At 61.9% G+C, this 4,093-nt stretch carries 3 protein-coding genes; 2 read left to right on the forward strand and 1 reads right to left on the reverse strand.

Annotated features, from left to right (window positions below; all coding sequences use genetic code 11):
- The coding region (locus ACY69P_RS14795) for a PDC sensor domain-containing protein (protein WP_462328028.1) at positions 1–1,076 on the forward strand (1,076 nt) is incomplete at its 5' end.
- A 108-nt stretch (positions 1,077–1,184) separates the two neighbouring features.
- Here ACY69P_RS14795 and ACY69P_RS14800 read toward each other — a convergent pair.
- Positions 1,185–3,068 (reverse strand): LysM peptidoglycan-binding domain-containing protein, encoded by a 1,884-nt coding sequence (locus tag ACY69P_RS14800; protein WP_459900246.1) that lies wholly within the window; start codon positions 3,066–3,068, stop codon positions 1,185–1,187.
- 154 nt (positions 3,069–3,222) lie between these two features.
- Here ACY69P_RS14800 and rlmB point away from each other — a divergent pair, with 154 nt between their 5' ends.
- Entirely contained in the window at positions 3,223–3,990 is a 768-nt protein-coding gene (gene rlmB / locus ACY69P_RS14805; RefSeq protein WP_404843983.1) for a 23S rRNA (guanosine(2251)-2'-O)-methyltransferase RlmB, read from the forward strand.
- Positions 3,991–4,093: the final 103 nt, after the last annotated feature.

Raw genomic sequence — 4,093 nt, forward strand, 5'->3', positions numbered from 1 at the left:
TGGAGTGGCACGGACACAACGACTTCCACAAGGTGCTCGTCAATGCGTCCACGGCGTGGCTGTATGGTTGTTCCGGGGCCAACGGCACGCTCCTTGGCTTTGGCGAGCGCACGGGCAATGCGCCGCTGGAGGCGCTGATCTTTGAGTACATCTCTCTCACGGGCGAGGACGACGCCGCCGTCACGGAGGTTATCTCCGAGATTGCGGACTACTTCGTGCGCGAGCTGGATTACCGCATTCCGCCCAACTACCCCTTCGTGGGGCGCGACTTCAACGCCACCAGCGCGGGCATCCATGTGGACGGCCTCATCAAAAACGAGGAAATCTACAACATTTTCGACACGGAAAAGATTCTCGCCCGGCCCATCCCCATCATCATCACGGACAAGACCGGCAAGGCGGGCGTGGCGTACTGGATCAACCAGCATCTGGAGCTCAAAGGCTCCGAGCGCATCGACAAGCGTCACCCCACCGTGGGCAAGATTGCCGGGCATATCGCCCGCGCCTACGAAAAGGGCCGCACCACGCACTTCTCCAACAAGGAGATGAAGGCGCTGGTCAAGCGCTTCATGCCCGAACTGTTCCCCTCGGAGTTCGACCACCTCAAGACCGTGGCCCACACGCTGGCCGCCAAGGTCATCGAGCGCCTGTCCAGCCAGTGCGACATCCGGGGTATGGAGACGTCCGCGGTGGAGCGCTGCATGGACGACTTCCTCGCGGAGTACCCGTTCATCCAGTATCTGTACCTCATCGACACCACCGGCCACATTATCAACAGCGCCGTGTGCAACGCCGAGGACCGGCCCAAGTACACGCTGTTCGACTACACCACCGACTTCTCCGACCGTGAATGGTTCACCGTGCCCATGCGCACCGGCAAACTGCACGTGACGGACTTCTACAAGTCGCACTTCACGGGCAAGCTGTGCCTCACCGTCGCCACGCCTGTGGATGACGAGAACATGGAGATTCAGGGCATCCTTGGCGCGGATATCCGCTTTGAGGAATTGCTGCGCCGCCACGAGGCGCTCATCATGGAGGAGGAAGAGGAGAACGGCGAGGCGCACGCCCGCTAGCCCTGCACAGGGCTTCCTTTCCCCACCTGCCCACCAAGGCGCAAAAAAAGGCTCCGGAGTATCTCCGGAGCCTTTTCTGTGTGGTCGGTATCGTGGTGCGCCGCGCGGCTATTGGTACAGCTTCAGGCTGTCGCCGGGGTAGATGCGCGGGGAGGACATATTGTTCCACGCCATGATGCTGCGCGTGCTGACGCCAAAGCGGCGGGCAATGTCATACAGGGTGTCGCCGCGGCGGACCTTGTAGGTGATGAGCTGCTTGGCCTTGCGCGCTTCGGACTTGGTGCGCTTGGCGGCCACGGTGCTTTGGTCCGGGATGTACAGGCGCTGGCCCGGGCGCAGCGTGCTGCGCGACGAGATGCCATTGGCGCGCGCCAGCGTGGCCACGGTGGTGTTGTAGCGCTTAGCCACGTCCCACAGGGTGTCGCCACGGTGGACCGTGTAGTTGGAGCGCGACTGCGCCAGCTGGCGGGTGCGGGCCTTGGAGGTGCCGCGTCCCGGAATGGCAAGGCGCTGCCCCGGCATAATCTTGGAGCGGGTGGTAATCTTGTTGGCGCGGGCCAGTTCGCTGACGCTAACTCCATGGCGGCGGGCGATGGTCCACAGGGAGTCGCCACGGCGCACGCGGTAGGAGCTTGCCGTCAGGTTGCGCTTGGCGGACCGCTTGTTCACCTTCTGGGCGGTCAGGCGGGTTTGGCCCTTGCCCGGAATCTTCAGCGTCTGGCCCGGACGGATGAGGTTGGAGCGCCTGCCGTTGAAGTTCTTCAGCACCGCGATGGGGACGCCAAAGCGGCGGGAAATGCGGTACCACGAATCGCCACGGCGGACCTTGTAGAACGCGTAGTAGCCCGTGTACGTCTTGAAGTCCGCGCTTGCGAGGTAGCCCTGTGCGGCTTCCAGCTTGTCCAGCGGCACGTACACCGTGCTGGACTTCTGCGGGTGGGTTCCCGGCTCCACGTAGGCGGTGTTCATGGCGTGGAATTCCTTCCACGGCACGTCCAGCGCCTTGGCGAAGGCTTTCAGGTCCGTGCGGGGCTTCGTCTCCACGGAGGCAATTTCGCCGGAGCCGCTCCAGTTGGGCTTTTCAAAGCCCAGCGACTCCAGATTGCGGACAATCTTGATCACGGCCATCAGCTTGGGCACGTACTGGCGCGTCTCGCGCGGGAGGTAGTACAGGCGGCGGCCACGGCGCCAGCGGTTCTGGCGCTTTTTGGACAGCTCAAAGAAGTCGTCACAGCCGCTGCGCTTCATGGCGCGCATCACGCGGCCCTCGCCGGCGTTGTACGCCGCAAGGGCAAGGTACCAGTCGTCAAAGTCGCCGTAGAGCTTGGTCAGGTAGTCCGCGGCGGCGTGGGTGGATTTGTAGGGGTCATAGCGCTCATCCATCCACCAGCCAACGTCCAGACCGTACTTTTTGCCCGTAAACGGCATGAACTGCCACAGCCCCTTGGCACCGGCATGCGAACCGGCTTTGGGGTTGAAGCCGCTCTCCACAAAGGGCAAAAACACGAGGTCATGGGGAAGGCCGCGGTCCGCAAAGACCTTGCGGACATACGGAAGATATGTTTCAGAACGCTCAAGCCAACGGGCGAAGTTCTTGCGCCCCCGCTTGTTGTGGGTAAAATACCGGAAGAAGGAGAGCATTTCCTTGGTTTCCACGGAGTCGAGCTGAAAGCTCAGGTCCGCTTCGGTTTCCAGGGCCTCCTGCTCCGTAGCGGACAAAGGCGCTTCGTCCGCTTCGGCAAATTCCTGCACGGCCTCATCACTGGGCTGTTCAGGTTCCTCGCCATGCTCCGGCGCTGCGGCCAATTCGTCCGGCATGCCCTCGTCCACCGTGATGACGGCGTCCTCTTCGGGCAGCGGCTTCTTTGTGGCGCAGGCCGAAAGCCCCGCGATACAGAGGGCGAGGACCAGCACCAGCAAAGTGCGGGTAACGGCCGTCGCGTGTGTATGTGCCTCTGGGGCGTCGGTCTCAGAGTATGTGTATGTGCTCATCGGTTCAGGATGTGTTTGCGCTCAGTCGAGCATGCTAGGTTAGAAAAATATCTAGAGAACAGCTGTTGAAAGTCAAGGAAAATCGGGATGTAGACTCGGGCTTGAGGGCCTAAGTCCCTGAATTTTTTAGGCAGGCAGCAGGGACGTAACTACCATGAATACCAAAGGAAAAAAACGGCAGACCGGCGGTGACGATAACCTCGTTCCCGGACGCAAGCCCGTTTTGGAACTCGTGCAGAATAGCCGCGACACCGTCGATATGGTGTTCGTGCAGGAAGGCGCACGCGGAAAAGATATCGGGGCCATCATCGACGCGTGCCGCGATGGCGGGGTGCGCTTTCGTAAAGTGCCGCGGGGCGATATGGCCCGGATGTTCGACGGCAACCATCAAGGCGTGCTCGCAAGAACATCCGCCGCGTCGTACACCGAGCTGGAGGATTTGCTGGACGCCGCGCTGGACGCGCCGCTGCCGCTTCTCCTCGCCCTTGACCAAGTGCAGGATCCCGGCAACGTGGGCGCTATGGCCCGTACGCTCTACGCCCTCGGCGGGGCCGGAATCATCGTCCCCAAAGACCGCACCGCCTACCTCGGCGGAGCCGCTGTCAAAGCGTCCGCCGGCGCGCTGACACGCCTGCCGGTCGCCCGGGTGGTCAACCTCTCCCGCGCTCTCGATGCGTGCGATGAACGCGGTTGGCCTATCTATGGTTCCATGGTCGACCCCGTCGGAAAGAACATGTACGCGCAAGCATTGTCAACTCCGGCCGTCCTCGTCATGGGTAACGAAGAAAAAGGCATCCGCCCCGGCGTTGCCAAAAGGTGCTCGGAAAAATTGACGATTCCCCTGCGCCGGCCCTTCGACTCCTTCAACGTCGCCCAAGCCGCCGCCATCATCATGGGCGAATTCTCCCGCCAACATGGCTAACGCCGTATGGCGAGATGCTGCGACTCTTCAGCGTCCCCTGCTTCGTGTGGAAGTAGGGGACGTTTTTTTTCTTTTGCCTCCGGCGGCTCAAGGGTGTGACACA

It is taken from the genome of Desulfobaculum sp., assembly GCF_054921475.1.